The organism is Gilliamella sp. wkB108, from assembly GCF_001690195.1.
Taxonomy (GTDB): Bacteria; Pseudomonadota; Gammaproteobacteria; order Enterobacterales; family Orbaceae; genus Gilliamella; species Gilliamella apicola_L.
The window spans coordinates 1-15,113 of sequence record NZ_LZGM01000025.1; the positions used below are offsets into that span (position 1 = coordinate 1).

Here is a 15,113-nt window from a genome sequence, read left to right on the forward strand (position 1 = left end):
TTCCATTTTTCATTCCATTTTCCCTTCCATTTTCCCTTCCATTTTTCATTCCATTTTCCCTTCCATTTTCCCTTCCATTTTCCCTTCAAATTAGCCTTTCATTTATAAGTTATTATAAAATATTAAAATAAAATATTGCAACCTGAGATATTTATTTAAAAAAGCTAATATGAATTAATTATAAATTAACTTAACAAATAACTTAAAAACTACATAATCTATTCTTAGATCCTATATAGGATACATTAGACAATAAAAATAATGAACCAATAAATAAAATCAAATTATAAAATTGATAATAAACTTATTAAAGAAATTATAAATGTAAATATCCCCTAAAATAGTACAGCAAACAAGTAGAAAATTCTCTATGATAAAAGCAAAAGAGGATTTGTATATGAAAAAAATGACTGAACACCAAATTGTATCTATTTTAAAAGAAGCTGAAGCCGGCATTCCGGTTAAAGAGCTTTGCCGAAAATATGCCATAGGTAACTCAACTTTTTATAAATGGCGAGAAAAATACGGCGGTATGGAAACCTCGGATATCAAGCGATTAAAAGAATTAGAAGCAGAAAATCGTAAGCTTAAACAAATGTTTGCCGAATTGAGTTTAAAATCACAGTTGCAGGAAGAAATCATAAAAAAGCTGTAGTGCCAACTGAGGCTCGTAAGGCATGGGCAAAGGAATTACAAACCACTAAATGCCTTACTATAGCCCTGAGTTGTGCCATTGTTGGCTTAAGTCGCTGTGCTTATTATTATCAACCTAAGTTACAGGATGATTCGATGATTATTTCAATACTCAATACGATTACCGACCAACATTTACGTTGGGGTTTTCCTAAATGTTTTAACCACATCAGAAAGCTTGGTTATAAATGGAATCATAAACGAGTATATCGGGTTTATTGTGAATTAAAACTGAATATCAGGATAAAGCGGAAAAAACGTATTCCACCACGAAGTTCGGAAAAGTTATCCGTTGCCGATAAACAAGGTAAATGTTGGTCAATGGATTTTATGAGTGACAGCAGTCAAAATCAACATAGATTTAGAACTTTCAATGTTATTGATGACTTTAACCGAGAAGCATTAGGTATAGATATAGCGGTGTGTTTACCGGCGAAAAGAGTGACCCGTTATCTCGATAAACTGGCTGAGTATTATGGTTATCCATTAAAAGTAAGAGTAGATAATGGACCAGAATTTACCGGAAACGTATTCAATAATTGGGCTGACGCACACGGCATAACTATAGATTACATCAATCCGGGGTGTCCTTATCAAAATGGCTATATTGAACGATTTAATCGTACTTATCGAACAGAAGTATTGGATTTATATGTTTTTAACAACCTGAAACAAGTAAGGAAAATAACTGAGGAGTGGTTAACCATTTATAATACCGAAAGACCCCATGAGGCATTAAATAATATGACGCCGATTGAATATAAAACACTAAAACACCCAGAGTAATTTTCTACGTCAATTGTGTACTAAGAATGGGGTATTTACACCATATCTATACCTAATGCCTCTCTGTTAAAGTCATCAATGACATTGAAAGTCATAAATCTACGTTGATTTCGACTGCTGTCACTCATAAAATTCAATGACCAACATTTACCTTGTTTATCGGCAACGGATAACTTTTCCGGACTTCGTGGTGGAATATGTTTTTTCCGCTTTATCCTGATATTCAGTTTTAATTCACAATAAACCGATACACACGTTTATGATTCCATTTATAACCAAGCTTTCTAATGCGGTTAAAACATTTAGGAAAACCCCAACGTAAATGCTTTTCGGTAATTGTATTAAGTATTGAAATAATAATCGAATCATCCTGTAACTTAGGTTGATAATAGTAAGCACAGCGACTTAAGCCTACAATTGCACAACTCAGAGCTATAGTAAGGCAATTTGTTTGCTGTGCTATTTTAGGGGGTATTTACAAATTTGATAGAACCGCTTTATGTTTGATGATTTGATTATTAGTATGAAGCATGAGTGTTACCTCTTGTTGTTTTGATTAAAATTTAACATTTAGTAGCAGAGCAAATAACAATCTCTTTTTGAAGCTCTTTGTAAGATTAAGTATGACCTAATACAAATAAATTTAGTATTTTTTTAAAACTCTTATAAAATTAAATAAATACATATAAATATATTTATTATTTTTAATTTTAATTTTCCATGTAGGAATACCTAATATATAGTAACAAATGCTATTTTTATCAGCTTTTTTCTTATAAAGAGGTATGAAACCAAATAATTTCAAAACTGGATCTTTTTTTTCATATGTTTGTTGTGATTGTGTTTCTCCTAATACAGAATTATATCTTCCCAAAAAATCAAAGAAACCTTCGGAATAAATTAATATATTACAGAGTATCATCTCATTTAGACTATAAATCTCGGGATTATCTTTAATAGTATTTTCCATCTTCATCATTAACTTTTTAAAAGCCAAATAATACCTTGGTTGATCTATATGACGATAAAAACAAAGTTTAAAAAAATTATAAAACATTACTTTAACTTTATTTTCAAAACCATTAATCTTTAAATAATCATATAAATTTTCTAAAGCTTCCGGAATTTCAAAATTCTTGAATAACACTACATTTGTCAATGAAATATCTTTCATAAATAAACGACGCCAGTAGTTATTATTAGCATTATTATCAGACATGATATAGAAATGCTTCATGTGTGCTAAAAGTTTAGTTGTATAAGGAATATTATCAGTTTGAAAACCTTCAATAAATCTAATAGACAATTGATCTAAGAATTTTTTCCGATAAAGCCTTCCCCACATAGGAACATTAGTTTCTATTTCAGTTCTATTATTATAATCTTGAATAGTATAATCACCACAGGGAGTATTATCTGCATATTTATATATTATTTTTATGGACTCTTCTTCTACTATATAGTCTATTGCATTATGATTAATGACTAGATTATATTTTTCTCCTTCTGGATCCAATTGTTCTATTGCCGCAACCATGCTTTTAATCCAATCTTTCTCAACCCAATCATCAGGATCAACAAAACAGATAAAATCACCCGTTGCATTATCTAAACTAACATTACGTCCACCACATAACATTCGGTTATCTTGTAACGTTATAATTTTTATTCGTGGATCCTTTTTCTGATATTTCAGCAAAATTTCACCACATCTATCAAGGGAACCATTATCAACACAAACTACTTCTAAATTCTTATAGCTTTGAGCTAATATACTGTCTAAGCATTCTTCCAAGTATTTATCTACGTTATATATAGTTAATAAAATTGAAACAAGAAATTCTTCTTTAATAGTAATAACGTTGCTACTAATATCGCAGTTTTTCATTATATTTTCTCTTTAAATTAGGATTCAATTTGATATGTTATTATAGAAAATAGTTTCTATAATAACATATCTTTTATCGCTTCCTGAAGTGAATATTGTGGGGAAAACTTAACTTCACGAATTAACCGAGTGTTATTTCCAATCACTTTTTGCTGTTGCAAATTATCAGTATCATTATTTTCAAATTCAATTAATTGTTCTTTTTTTAAAAAACTAGCAATTGCCATAACAAAATCTTTAATCTTCATCCCCGAACCAGAACAAAAATTAACAATACCTTCAACATCACTTTCTAAGAAAGCAACTGAACCTGCAGCTATATCTTTTGAATAAATATAATCTCGAATCAATTGACCATTTTTAATAACAACTTTTTCATTGGCATTTAGCTTTTGAAGAACATATCCGGTCAAACGCCTTGAGTCGAGCTCTTTACCAAAAGCAGAAAAAATCCTCATCCAACCAAAAGAAATATTATTATTTTTACAGTATAATTCAGCTATTTGATAAGTTAAATTTTTACATTGGCTATATATATTTATTGGTTCTGCTTGCATTGTTTCTACCAAAATATCAGAATGATATCCATATTCAGCATAAGAACCAGACATAATAACTCTTTTCCCTCCGTTCTTTACAAAAGATTTAAGTAAATTAATTGAGGCAATTAGGAAATCAAAATTACTATTATCGTTAAACAATCCTGTGCTTAACCAAGCATAATGCAATAAATATTGAGGTTTGATTTCTGATATTATTTTCTCAATCTCTGTATTATTAAAAATATCAGCCTGTATAGTGGTTATTCCGGTTATTATTTTAGATTTATATCGACTAATAGAATAAACTTCAAAACCTCTGTTAATTAAAAAAGAAATAGCTTCTTTACCTATTAATCCTGTTCCCCCTGTCAAAAGTACTTTTTTCATATGGTGTTTTTCCCATCTTCAAAAGCCTGATGAGACCATGCATATTCCCATTTACCAAATCTACCAATAGATTTTATATTTAATTCATTCAAGTAATTCAAGATTATGCTCCTATCTTGATAAATACTATGTACAAAAGTAACATTTGCATAAGGTTCAAAACGAATATCTTGCACAATAAGATCTTGTTTTTTAAAAACACCAATTTGAACTAATTTATCTATAGTATTTTTTAAAACTAACTCTGATGAAATTATCTCTGCTTTATTATCAAAAAAGACCTCTGCCTGAAGTGAAGAACAACCTTTTGGTACATTGTCAGAAGACTTTAGACTGGGAGAATATACTCTGGCAGACAATATATCTTCATCATAAATATAAAACCATAAATACTTAGCTACATCAGGTCTATTAAAACCTAATGATATTTGATAACCACAAGTGTGTCTTAGATTATTTGTTGCCTCTTTTACCTCATCAGGAACATTAGGTAACATTTTTATTATTTCCGGTAATGGTAAAGTAGAAATAAGTCGATCATATATCTCTATTTGACCATCAGAAAATATTAATTTTTTCTGATTTGGATCTATTTTGACTACTTCTTTATTGAAATTAATATCTAGATCTTTTCTACAGCTATTCAAAATACTTCTAAACCCTCCCTTTTTAGGGTAATACATTTTTTTTGCAAAATAGAAACATTCATCTTGAGTTTCATAAGATCCTTCTAGTACTTGTTTTATATCTGGAGTGTACATTCTTACACCAATCCATTTAGTTTCTAATTCTCTGGCTTCTACTCCCCAATATTTGCGTGTATAGACAAAAGGAAACTTTTCGGCAAAATAACTGCCATATTGGACTTTTAACCATTCCTCATAATTCGTAATTTCTGTTATATTTTTCTTTTCTCGATTAATAAAGTCACAAATTATTTTAACTTTTTCCTCAGAAGGTAATGGAGCAAGATTATTTTGAGCAGGATGTCTCAACCAATGATTTTTATAATAATTACTCGGAAAAGGAATATGTTCATGCATTCCTGTATTATTGGTAAATAATTGAAGAACATGCTTATCATCGGGAAATGATAAATGCACAAAGCGGTCAAAACGGAAACCATCTATCGTAAAATTACCGCATAATCCGCCCCAATCAGAATCCTTTTCATAAATTGAACTATTAATTCCTTTTTGTTTTAAATGATAACCTGCGGAGATACCTGCAACACCACTTCCTAAAATAGTTACTTTCATTTTATAATGCTTTCTCCGTGCTCAAGAATTTGCTTAACACAAAGGTCATACATATCTTCATTATTAAGAGCACTCTTATACCAATCAACAGTCTTTTCTAATGCTTCTTGTAATCCCCATTCAGCTCTCCATCCCAACATTACATAAGCTTTTGTAACATCCAAATTTAGTAAAGTATTTTCATGTACAGCATTAGGATCAGATGCATCAATAACTTTACCTTTTCCATAATATGCAACTAATCTATTAACTACTTCTAATACTGTTTTATTTGCAGAAATATCGGGACCAAAATTGAAACTTGTCGCGTATGTAACTGGATCTTCGATAAGTTTTTGTCCTACTCTCAAATATCCTGATAAAGGTTCTAACACATGTTCCCATGGTCTGGTAGCTATAGGATTTCTGATTTCAATATTTTTATTTGCTTCAATAAAACGAATACAATCGGGAATCAGACGATTATCAGACCAATCACCACCACCAATAACATTTCCAGCCCTGACATTTGCAATCGCTTTACCATGAATATGGAAGTCATGTGGGTTATAATAAGAATTTCGATAAGATGATATCATAAGTTCTGCACAACCCTTAGAAGCTGAATAAGGATCATAGCCACCCATTCGATCTGTTTCCTTATATCCCCATATTTGTTCAATATTTTCATAACATTTGTCTGAAGTTATCATAATTATTTGCTTAACAAAATCATGATGCCTACTTACTTCTAAAATATTCAAAGAGCCCATTATGTTAGTATCATATGTTTCTTTTGGATTTTCATAAGCAGTTTTAACTAAAGCTTGTGCTGCTAAATGAAAAACAATTTCAGGTTTATACTTTAAAAAAATATCATTTAATTTTTCATAATCACGGACATCAGCACGAATATCTGCAAATAATTTATCTTGTAAATGGCAAGCATTAAAATTTCCTTTTGGCGAATAAGGGTCAAGTGAGTAACCAACCACTTTAGCTCCCATCATATTTAACCAGATAGATAGCCAAGATCCTTTGAAGCCTGTATGACCTGTCACTAAAACAATTTTATCTTTATATACATCATTGAACATTCTTATTTTTCCACCAATCAATAGTTAATTTTAAACCTTCATTTAAATTAATTTTTTGTTGCCACCCTACATCTTCAACTAATTTTCGATTATTTCCAACAATAAAAGGATCATCAAAGCTAGTTGGAATCGCTCCCCACAATATATTGCCTTTAAAAGATGTCATTTCTGCTATTTTTTCAACAATATCTCTGAGTTTAATTGGAACGCCAGAACAAATATTCACAGCCCCATTAACTTTACTTTCAAACAAATCAACAATTCCACTAGCTGTATCAAATACATGAAGATAATCCTGAATTTTTAAACAATCACTGACTTTTACATCTTCATTTTTTAACATAGAATTAATAACATATGGCATAAGACGAGAAGATTTTTCATTAGGCCCATATAAATTGAAAACTCTAGCCCATTTAAAATCAATTTGATTCTTTTCACAAAAAGAAGATACAATTTTGAATAGATTTGCCTTACAGTTTCCATGTAAAGACTTATTGGTTAGTGGTGTTAAATTTTCAGATAAATAACCATAAGAAAAATTATATTCTGATACAGTACCATTACATAAAATTTTTCGACCACCATTCTTATAAAATTGATCAAACAGATATAATGATGTATATACCCATTGCATATTTATATTATCAGAATGGCATTTAGGTCCTAAATACCAAGCAAGATGTATCAGATTTTCAAAATTATTTGAAGAAAAAAAATCATTTACTTTTGTAAAATCAAATAAATCCAATTGTACTTGAGTTATTCTTGTTCTTTCAGGTAGTTTATTTTTATTATATATACCTACTATCTCATATTCTTTATCAATGAGCTCATCAATAACAGCTTTTCCAATAAATCCAGAATATCCAGTTATTAAAACTTTTTTTGACATTTAATCTTTCCAAATTTTCCAAGGTGCTTTATTCTGTGCCCACATATCATTTAAATCAATTTTATCTTTAAGCATATCCATTGCATGCCAAAAACCATCATGTTTATATGCATTAAGCTCACCATCTTTTGATAAGTTTTTTAAAGGATCCTGTTCCCAAATTGCATTATCATCATCAGATATATAATTAAATATTTCTGGCTGTAATACAAAAAAACCAGCATTAATCCAAGCCCCTCCTTCTTTAGGTTTTTCTTGAAATTTATTAACTTGTCCATTGTTTGAAATATCAATTGAACCAAATCGCCCTTCAGGTTGATATGCAGTCAAAGTAGCTAATTTTCCAGATTGTTTGTGACTTTCAATAAGCTTAGGAATATTAACATTAGACACACCATCACCATAAGTTAACATAAAAGGTTCGTTTCCAATGAACTTTTGAGCCTTTTTGATACGTCCCCCCGTTAAGGTATTGCGACCAGTATATAACATAGTAACTTTCCAAGGTTCAGATGTGTTATTATGAACTTCAACATTATTTGTCGATAAATCAACTGTGACATCAGAATTATTTAAATAATAATTTACAAAATAATCCTTAATCACTTCACTTTTATAACCCGTTAAAATTACAAAATCATTAAATCCGTAAAAAGAATAAATTTTCATTATATGCCAAAGAATAGGATGCCCTCCGATACCAACCATTGGTTTAGGTCTTATTCCCGTTTCTTCACCAAGTCTTGTACCTAATCCGCCAGCTAAAATTACAACTTTCATATTTTCATCTCTTTGTATTATATTAATTAGATTTTTGGGGAAAACAAAATTCAATGGGATATTGAATCAATATAAATTGAAAATAAAAATGTATTCTATTTTCATAATGGAATTTAACATTCAATATATATTTTGCATAATTATAATAAGTAAAAAGTCATTTGAAAATATATTTTGTTATTACTTTGTAAGAATATCGTTTAAATTTTGATAATTATACTTAGTTAGTACCAAAAATATAATTTCACATCTGAAAATTACAATAATAAACAATTAATTTTTAAATTGAATGGTTAGCGAAATATCTAACGAACAACAGCTGAATCTATAAAACCGGCTCCACCAGTTATTAATATTTTTATAATGTTATCAAGCAAACCTACCGCCCTATCCCATAATCTCGTAATTTATTAGCAATGGCTGTATGGGAAACTCCTAGCCTTTTGGCGAGTTTTCGTGAGCTTGGGTATTTGTCATATAAGCGCAATAAGATCTCTTTTTCAAATTGTTTGGTCATCTCATCAAGAGTTTTGTTTTCAATATTATCAACCCATGATAATTGCGATGGCGTCGGCATAGGTAATACGATATCTTTTATCGTTAATAAAGTAGATGTTAATTGCGCCAGTGCCGAATAAAGGATGTTTTTGAGTTGTCGTACATTGCCTGGCCATGAATAACTAGATAAATAATCAATCACATCATCATTAACTGTTGGTGGATTTTCTCCTTGCTTGTCAGCAAATTCGTTAACAAAGATCTTGGTAAGCTGTGCGATGTCATCTTTACGTTCTTTGAGCGGAGGTAAATTCAGTGATAATACATTGAGTCGGTAATAAAGATCTTTTCTAAATTTACCTTGTTCAACTAATACAGCTAAATCAACTTTTGTGGCACAAATAATTCGTACATCAACATACACTTCGTTATCATCACCTACACGGCGGAAATAACCATCATTGATAAAACGTAATAATTTTGTCTGCATTTGGAAAGACATTTCATCAATGCCGTCAAGTAAAACTGAACCGCCATTCGCTTGTTCAAAAAAACCTTTTTTCCCGTCTATGACTCCAGGATAAGCTCCAGCAGCATGTCCATATAATTCGCTTTCAACTACTTCATCAGGCATAGCTGCACAATTTAAACCTAAAAAGATTTGATCTCCCCGTGAACTATATTGATGACAAGCATTAGCAAGTAAATCCTTACCCGTACCTGTTTCACCTGAAATTAAGAGAGGTTCACGTTGCATTGAGAAAGCTTTTGCTTTAGCAATTAATTTTTGCATCGCATTACTTTTAGTTGCGAAAATATCAAACGCTTGGCTGGCAACCACATTTATTTTCGATAAGCGTTTTTTTAAGTATTCAATCGGTTGGAGAATAAATGTGTTTTTATTTTGATCTGTCACTTTTTGTAATAAAAAACACTGTGATTTTAAGATAATAATTGTCTCATCTTGCTTATCAAAATTAAATGTTTTTTCTAAGTTAAAAACTTGATGATAGTCAAATGGTTGATTTAATGTTAGCAAACTAGGCGAAAATAGCTCACGCGCCATTTTGTTAGAAGCAAGCAGTAGGTTATTATTATCGAGTTCAATGATTGCTACTTGCATATTTTGCCCACTTTTCGTTCAGTTTGATTAAATTATTATGACGTTCTTGCCAATCACGATTATTTAATAATTCACCATAGGTGATTTGTCGATTTTTTAGTAAAGTTTTTGCTTTGTCTGATATTAAAGATCGTTCTTTATTTAAGATAGCAAGTTGTTCTAAAATAGCTAATGTACCTTGTCTGTTATTGCAGGCTAAAAGTAGATCACAACCTGCCTCTAGCGCTGCTTGTGCTCGTTGCGCATGATTGCCCAAAATTGAGGCTCCTTCCATTGATAAATCATCGGAAAATATGACACCCACAAAATGTAATTGTTGACGAAGCACCGTTTTAAGCCAGTATGAAGAAGCGCTTGCAGGTTTATCATTAAAAGCAGGATAAACAACATGAGCCGGCATTATTGCATCTAGTTTTTGTTGAGTAATTAATTTTGCAAAAATTTGCATATCTTGTTCAATTAATGATTTATCTCGGTGATCTATTGGTGTTTCTTTGTGTGAATCAGCAATGACATGACCATGGCCTGGAAAGTGTTTACCGGTTGTTTTCATTCCCGCCGTATGCATGCCATCAATCATTGATGAAGCAACTTGTAAAGCTATATCTGATTTATGATGAAACGAACGAGTACCAATTGCTAAACATTCATGACCTAAATCTAAAACTGGCGCATAGCTTAAGTCAATATCAAAAGCAATCAGTTCCATAGCCAATAACCAACCGGCATCAAACGCTAATGATTTAGCTAGCTCTAGGTCATTGAGTGCAGCATATGATTGTGCTGGAGGAATAGGTGTAAAACCCTGTTTAAACCGTTGAACTCGCCCTCCTTCATGATCTACTGAAATCAGTAATCGCTCACGGGATGATGATCGAATTTCTTTAACTAACTCACTTAATTGAGCTTGATTTTCAAAATTACGACTGAACAAAATCACACCAGCTACTAAAGGATTTTGTAAAAGCTGTTTATCATCAGAAGTTAAAGTCGTTCCGCTGATATCAACCAATAACGGTCCCATTATTCAGTTGCCTCTTTAGCTGTATCAACACTTACCTGTGATGGTGCCGTTAGTTCTTTAGAAGTAACTCTTTGTAAAATTTCACCGGACTGAGTTGAAAGCAGTTCCATTGAAATATTAGCATCATTATCTTCACTTGGCATTTTATAAATTGTTGTAAAAAGCACATAACCAGCATTTATTGATTTAGCTAATCCTATCATTTTACCTCGTGATACGAGTTTATCATCAGAGGAGATACCTAAGGCTTGTTTAGCTTGATTTACAGATTTACTGTCCACAACAGAGAAAGTATTTTCTTTGCTCACTAAAAGATGTAACACTTCATCAATTTGACTGGTCGCTATATAATCTCCGCTTCGATTTTGAATATCACTGATCAAAATAACTTTATTTGCATCATTCGCTGATGATGAGTGCAATAATTTATTTACAAATGGTGATAAAATTGTATCCCACTCAGTTTTTTTAGCTATTACTGGTGGTGTTTCTATCACGCCTTCCGGTGGTTGCACTACATCAATAGGTGGATTTGTTTCTGAATTATCATTATCAGGTAAAAGCTGACATCCAGCTAATAAACAAATCATGGCACTGGTAGCTAATAAGCGTTTTATCTGTTTCATATATTAATTAACCCACTAATCGACCTAAATTTCTACCACCTAATAGATGCATATGAAGATGGAAGACCTCTTGACCTGCATCTTTATTACAATTCATTACTAAACGGTAACCACTTTCATCAATACCTTCTTGTTTAGCTATTTTAGCAGCGACAGTAATCATATGCCCTAACATTGATTCATCTTGCTCAGTAACTTCATTAATAGTAGGAATTAATTTATTAGGAATAATTAAAATATGTGTTGGTGCTTGTGGTGAGATATCACGAAATGCTGTAACTTTTTCATCTTGAAAAACAATATCAGATGGGATTTCGCGTCGAATAATTTTGCTAAAGATAGTTTCCTCTGCCATTGAATTCCCCTTTTTATATATGAATAAAAATTATTTCGCTTAAGGATATCATATTTTAATAATAAAAATGTATAGATATCGTTACATTTTACATGTAACCTTAAATTATGTAAAAAAGTTTCAGGTTAACTATATGTTTTAGTATAAAAATCACTTAGTTAATTAATATCCGGCAAAGTTAATATATTCATTTGTCAATTATTCAGGGTTGATATATAATGCCCCGTCGATTTCAACCGCTTATTTTTCATGTTCCTTGCTTTCAATGGGTTGCGGTTGCCCCGACAGAAAGCTGATTAATCCGTAGGGAGCGATAATGCGTCATTACGAAATAGTATTTATGGTTCACCCAGACCAGAGTGAACAAGTACCTGGTATGATTGAACGTTATACTGGTACATTAACCACTGATGGTGGTAAAATCCATCGTTTAGAAGATTGGGGTCGTCGTCAATTAGCCTATCCTATCGAAAAACTGCATAAAGCACACTATGTGTTAATGAACGTTGAAGCAACTCAAGAAGCTGTAAATGAACTTGAAGATAACTTCCGTTTTAATGATGCAGTGATTCGCAGTTTAATTATGCGCACTAAACATGCTGTAACTGAAACTTCACCTATGTTAAAAGCGAAGGATGAACGTCGTAATCCTGAAGAAGATTTTAACGAAGTAAACTTGGACGATGATTCTGACGAATAATCGTTTAGTGCTATCGGGCTTAGTTACTAAAACCCCGATACGAAAAATTAGTCCTAATGGGATCTCACATTGTCAATTTTATTTAGAACATGTTTCTGAACAAATTGAAGCAGAACTCAAAAGACAAGCATGGTGCGTATTGCCGGTGATTGTCAGTGGACAAAAAGAGTTAAGTTACAGTATAAAAAAAGGTAGCAAAGTTTTAGTAAGTGGTTTTATAAGCACACATACTAAACGTAATCAAACAAGCCAACTTGTTTTGCATGCTGACCAAATTAAACTATTAGGAGAATAGCCAAATGGCACGTTATTTCCGTCGTCGCAAATTCTGCCGTTTTACTGCAGAAGGCGTTAAAGAAATTGATTATAAAGATGTTTCTTTATTAAAAAGTTATATCACAGAAAGTGGTAAAATTGTACCAAGCCGTATTACTGGTACTTGTGCAAAATATCAACGTCAACTAGCTCGCGCAATCAAACGCGCTCGTTACTTGGCATTATTACCATATACTGACAACCATCAGTAATTAGCAACAGAGGGAACATATAATGCAAATTATTCTACTCGATAAAGTTGCTAATTTAGGCAGCTTAGGTGATCAAGTTAATGTTAAAGCGGGTTACGCGCGTAACTTTTTGATCCCACAAGGTAAAGCAGTACCTGCTACTAAAAAGAATATTGAATTCTTTGAAGCTCGTCGTGCTGAATTAGAAGCAAAACTTGCTGAGACATTAAAAGCCGCTGAAGAGCGTGTTGCTGAAATTAATGCTCTTGGTAAAGTAACCATTGCATCTAAAGCTGGTGACGAAGGTAGATTGTTTGGTTCTATTGGTACTCGTGATATCGCTGATGCAGTTAAAGCTCGCGGTGTTCAGGTATCAAAAAGCGAAGTTCGTTTACCAAACGGTGTATTACGTACTACTGGTGAACATGAAGTATTCTTACAGGTTCATAGTGAAGCTTTTGCCAAAGTTATTGTTGAAATTATTCCTGAATAATAAGCATACAATAATGATAAAAAACCCGTCAACTTGTACGGGTTTTTTATTTAGTGGTGGATATTATTGTAAAACTATCGATTCAATTTATCAAAATAAGAGCTATTATAAATTAAATATTACTCACTCTCATTTTCAACTTGATTATCTGCTTTTCCTTGTTCATCCTTATAAAGTTTATTGTCATAGAATTTAACAAAAGGTAAATAAATAAAGAGAGCTAAAATTGCTGAGAGTATAGCAATGATTGCCGCTTTATAATCTCCACCAGTACCAATAAATGCCCCTATTCCCATTGGTGATGGCCATGGAATTAAAGCAATTATCGGATTAATAAGACCATAATTAATAGCAAAATAGCCCAATGTACCACATGCCATAGGTGCTAAAAAGAAAGGAAGTGCTAAATAAGGGTTATAGACAATCGGCATACCGAAGATAATTGGTTCATTAATATTAAATATAGCAGGAACAGCCGAAGCTCTACCTAATATTTTTAATTGGCTGGATTTAGCACAGAAAGCAATAAAAAAGGTCATTAGTAGTGTTGATCCAGATCCACCTAAAATAACTAAAGAATTATTAAATTCACCAGCAAAAGGAATATGTGCGCCAGCAGTATTTTCCGCCATATTAGTTAACATAATTGGGGTGATAAAAGCACCAATAATACTTGCTCCATGAATTCCGACAACCCATAATGCATGGATCAAAAATAGAATGACCATGACTCCAAGCCAGCTTTTAGTCAGATTGGTTACAAATGTAAACGGTATAGATATAACATTAAAAATATCAGTGCCTAAATAAATTAAAATACCATTTAGAATAATGACACTAAAAGCGATAACAAATGTTGGAATTAATGCAGTAAAAGAACGAGAAACCCCTAAAGGTACGGTTTCAGGCATTTTTACTACCCAGTTTCTTCTTACACATAAAAAATAGAGCTTTGTGGCCAAAATTGCCATAACAATAGCAATAAATATTCCAGAAGTGCCCAGCCGAAAAATAAATGGTTTCAATCGCAAACCATTAAATACCAGTTCACTTTGATCATTAAGTAAAGTTACAATACCATTTTGTAAAACAAGTTCTGGAAGTGTCATAAAAAAAGCAAATGCAGATAACATAGCGCCATTAAGGGCATTTACTTTCAATCCAGTTTCTTCTGCTTCAATCCTGGTTAATTCATATCCGACAACCAAATTAAAATAAAGTGCTAATATACCGATTGTGGCGGTATTGGCAATCATATAGAGATCACTTATTTTAAATACGGTTTGCTCAAATAATCCTTCCAAACCAGTAAATGTCATCGGTAACGTATTAAAAACTAGAAACATGGAACCAACGATTGAAAAAGGTACTGATGCCATCCCTGCTGCCATTACCGCTCGAACAATCTTAAATTGCGATATTTTAGCCATGGGTGTCATTAGATATTTCTGTAAAATAACAAATCCCGCATTCATTTTGTTT

16 protein-coding genes are annotated in these 15,113 nt (G+C 31.9%); 5 read left to right on the forward strand and 11 right to left on the reverse strand.

Annotated features, from left to right (window positions below; translation table 11 throughout):
• The first annotated feature begins 397 nt into the window (after positions 1-397).
• Positions 398-1,479, forward strand: a protein-coding gene (locus A9G11_RS03545) for an IS3 family transposase (protein WP_442902963.1) whose coding sequence is annotated in 2 segments (ribosomal slippage) — positions 398-641 and positions 641-1,479 — 1,083 coding nt in all. Because the reading frame shifts where the segments join, the coding sequence is not laid out codon by codon here.
• 643 nt (positions 1,480-2,122) lie between these two features.
• Here the strand turns inward: A9G11_RS03545 and A9G11_RS03550 are convergent.
• From A9G11_RS03550 to hinT, 10 genes are all read right to left on the reverse strand, one after another.
• The gene (locus tag A9G11_RS03550) at positions 2,123-3,367 is read right to left on the reverse strand and encodes a glycosyltransferase family 2 protein (protein WP_065618163.1); all 1,245 of its coding nucleotides are present in this window, start codon (positions 3,365-3,367) and stop codon (positions 2,123-2,125) included.
• A 56-nt stretch (positions 3,368-3,423) separates the two neighbouring features.
• Positions 3,424-4,296, reverse strand: coding sequence for an NAD-dependent epimerase/dehydratase family protein (locus tag A9G11_RS03555; protein ID WP_065618164.1), 873 nt, complete (start codon positions 4,294-4,296; stop codon positions 3,424-3,426).
• Positions 4,293-5,555, reverse strand: a complete 1,263-nt coding sequence (locus A9G11_RS03560; protein ID WP_065618165.1) for a protoporphyrinogen/coproporphyrinogen oxidase — start codon at positions 5,553-5,555, stop codon at positions 4,293-4,295. Before A9G11_RS03560 ends, A9G11_RS03555 begins: the two co-directional genes overlap by 4 nt.
• On the reverse strand, positions 5,552-6,631 hold the full coding sequence (rfbG, locus tag A9G11_RS03565; RefSeq protein WP_065618166.1) for a CDP-glucose 4,6-dehydratase: 1,080 nt from the start codon (positions 6,629-6,631) through the stop codon (positions 5,552-5,554). Before rfbG ends, A9G11_RS03560 begins: the two co-directional genes overlap by 4 nt.
• Positions 6,621-7,526 carry an NAD-dependent epimerase/dehydratase family protein gene (locus A9G11_RS03570; RefSeq protein ID WP_065618167.1) on the reverse strand — a complete coding sequence of 302 codons (906 nt, stop codon included), beginning with the start codon at positions 7,524-7,526 and terminating at the stop codon, positions 6,621-6,623. Before A9G11_RS03570 ends, rfbG begins: the two co-directional genes overlap by 11 nt.
• Complete coding sequence (gene rfbF / locus A9G11_RS03575; protein ID WP_065618168.1) at positions 7,527-8,306, reverse strand: glucose-1-phosphate cytidylyltransferase; 780 nt, start codon at positions 8,304-8,306, stop codon at positions 7,527-7,529.
• Positions 8,307-8,685: 379 nt separating this feature from the next.
• Positions 8,686-9,927 (reverse strand): sigma 54-interacting transcriptional regulator, encoded by a 1,242-nt coding sequence (locus A9G11_RS03580; protein WP_065618169.1) that lies wholly within the window; start codon positions 9,925-9,927, stop codon positions 8,686-8,688.
• Positions 9,908-10,951, reverse strand: a complete 1,044-nt coding sequence (gene nagZ / locus A9G11_RS03585) for a beta-N-acetylhexosaminidase (RefSeq protein WP_065618170.1) — start codon at positions 10,949-10,951, stop codon at positions 9,908-9,910. The genes A9G11_RS03580 and nagZ overlap by 20 nt, the downstream gene beginning before the upstream one ends.
• Positions 10,951-11,577, reverse strand: a complete 627-nt coding sequence (locus tag A9G11_RS03590) for a hypothetical protein (protein ID WP_065618171.1) — start codon at positions 11,575-11,577, stop codon at positions 10,951-10,953. The genes nagZ and A9G11_RS03590 overlap by 1 nt, the downstream gene beginning before the upstream one ends.
• A gap of 7 nt (positions 11,578-11,584) precedes the next feature.
• Positions 11,585-11,932: a purine nucleoside phosphoramidase gene (gene hinT / locus A9G11_RS03595; RefSeq protein ID WP_065618172.1), complete on the reverse strand. Its 348-nt coding sequence runs from the start codon at positions 11,930-11,932 to the stop codon at positions 11,585-11,587.
• A 316-nt stretch (positions 11,933-12,248) separates the two neighbouring features.
• On the opposite strand from hinT, the gene rpsF reads away from it, so the two are divergent.
• From rpsF to rplI, 4 genes are read left to right on the forward strand one after another with little or no spacing between them, the layout of a single operon-like run.
• A complete protein-coding gene (rpsF, locus tag A9G11_RS03600) occupies positions 12,249-12,632 on the forward strand; it encodes a 30S ribosomal protein S6 (protein ID WP_065564693.1) in 384 nt (127 codons plus the stop codon).
• Entirely contained in the window at positions 12,616-12,927 is a 312-nt protein-coding gene (priB, locus tag A9G11_RS03605) for a primosomal replication protein N (RefSeq protein ID WP_065618173.1), read from the forward strand. The genes rpsF and priB overlap by 17 nt, the downstream gene beginning before the upstream one ends.
• Positions 12,928-12,931: 4 nt before the next feature.
• Positions 12,932-13,159, forward strand: coding sequence for a 30S ribosomal protein S18 (gene rpsR, locus A9G11_RS03610; protein WP_065556660.1), 228 nt, complete (start codon positions 12,932-12,934; stop codon positions 13,157-13,159).
• 22 nt (positions 13,160-13,181) lie between these two features.
• Positions 13,182-13,631, forward strand: a complete 450-nt coding sequence (gene rplI, locus A9G11_RS03615; protein WP_065618174.1) for a 50S ribosomal protein L9 — start codon at positions 13,182-13,184, stop codon at positions 13,629-13,631.
• 119 nt (positions 13,632-13,750) lie between these two features.
• On the opposite strand, the gene celB is transcribed toward rplI, so the two are convergent.
• Positions 13,751-15,106, reverse strand: coding sequence for a PTS cellobiose transporter subunit IIC (celB, locus tag A9G11_RS03620; RefSeq protein WP_065618175.1), 1,356 nt, complete (start codon positions 15,104-15,106; stop codon positions 13,751-13,753).
• Between the last annotated feature and the right edge of the window lie 7 nt (positions 15,107-15,113).

What these genes read in the sequence shown, in the direction of transcription:
- A9G11_RS03550 (WP_065618163.1), bottom strand. Translation starts at nt 3,367, where the DNA reads ATGAAAAACTGCGATATTAGTAGCAACGTTATTACTATTAAAGAAGAA.
- A9G11_RS03555 (WP_065618164.1), bottom strand. Translation starts at nt 4,296, where the DNA reads ATGAAAAAAGTACTTTTGACAGGGGGAACAGGATTAATAGGTAAAGAA.
- A9G11_RS03560 (WP_065618165.1), bottom strand. Translation starts at nt 5,555, where the DNA reads ATGAAAGTAACTATTTTAGGAAGTGGTGTTGCAGGTATCTCCGCAGGT.
- rfbG (WP_065618166.1), bottom strand. Translation starts at nt 6,631, where the DNA reads ATGTTCAATGATGTATATAAAGATAAAATTGTTTTAGTGACAGGTCAT.
- A9G11_RS03570 (WP_065618167.1), bottom strand. Translation starts at nt 7,526, where the DNA reads ATGTCAAAAAAAGTTTTAATAACTGGATATTCTGGATTTATTGGAAAA.
- rfbF (WP_065618168.1), bottom strand. Translation starts at nt 8,306, where the DNA reads ATGAAAGTTGTAATTTTAGCTGGCGGATTAGGTACAAGACTTGGTGAA.
- A9G11_RS03580 (WP_065618169.1), bottom strand. Translation starts at nt 9,927, where the DNA reads ATGCAAGTAGCAATCATTGAACTCGATAATAATAACCTACTGCTTGCT.
- nagZ (WP_065618170.1), bottom strand. Translation starts at nt 10,951, where the DNA reads ATGGGACCGTTATTGGTTGATATCAGCGGAACGACTTTAACTTCTGAT.
- A9G11_RS03590 (WP_065618171.1), bottom strand. Translation starts at nt 11,577, where the DNA reads ATGAAACAGATAAAACGCTTATTAGCTACCAGTGCCATGATTTGTTTA.
- hinT (WP_065618172.1), bottom strand. Translation starts at nt 11,932, where the DNA reads ATGGCAGAGGAAACTATCTTTAGCAAAATTATTCGACGCGAAATCCCA.
- rpsF (WP_065564693.1), top strand. Translation starts at nt 12,249, where the DNA reads ATGCGTCATTACGAAATAGTATTTATGGTTCACCCAGACCAGAGTGAA.
- priB (WP_065618173.1), top strand. Translation starts at nt 12,616, where the DNA reads ATGATTCTGACGAATAATCGTTTAGTGCTATCGGGCTTAGTTACTAAA.
- rpsR (WP_065556660.1), top strand. Translation starts at nt 12,932, where the DNA reads ATGGCACGTTATTTCCGTCGTCGCAAATTCTGCCGTTTTACTGCAGAA.
- rplI (WP_065618174.1), top strand. Translation starts at nt 13,182, where the DNA reads ATGCAAATTATTCTACTCGATAAAGTTGCTAATTTAGGCAGCTTAGGT.
- celB (WP_065618175.1), bottom strand. Translation starts at nt 15,106, where the DNA reads ATGAATGCGGGATTTGTTATTTTACAGAAATATCTAATGACACCCATG.